The sequence below is a fragment of the Psychrobacter sp. GW64-MNA-CIBAN-0177 genome, assembly GCF_040309585.1.
GTDB lineage: Bacteria > Pseudomonadota > Gammaproteobacteria > Pseudomonadales > Moraxellaceae > Psychrobacter > Psychrobacter okhotskensis.
In genome coordinates this window covers 1-278 of record NZ_JBEOOY010000183.1, presented here as the reverse complement: position 1 = coordinate 278, position 278 = coordinate 1, and the positions used below count along the sequence as shown (strand labels likewise).

1 protein-coding gene is annotated in these 278 nt (G+C 39.6%); it reads right to left on the bottom strand.

The features are described from left to right. A partial coding sequence (flgB, locus tag AAEY79_RS14700; RefSeq protein ID WP_407074207.1) for a flagellar basal body rod protein FlgB occupies positions 1 to 278 on the bottom strand: 278 nt, incomplete at both ends.

Sequence of the window (278 nt, the reverse complement as noted above, 5' to 3'; positions counted from 1 at the left end):
CGGTATTACCATCGCCAGTATCGGCCTGATTTGGTATACGATATTGAACATGTTGTTGACTTAACGCCGTTAAATCAAAATGTTTGTCTGTGGTTTGACTCATACTCAAGCCCTGTTGATGCGAGCTTGCCGATTTCATGGCAGCAGCAAAATTAACATCTTGAGCTTTATAATGAGGAGTATTGGCATTGGCGATATTACTTGAAATTACTTCTGCTCTTTGAGCTCGAATGCCCAAAGAATATTGGTGAACACCTAATGCATTATCGAAATTAATC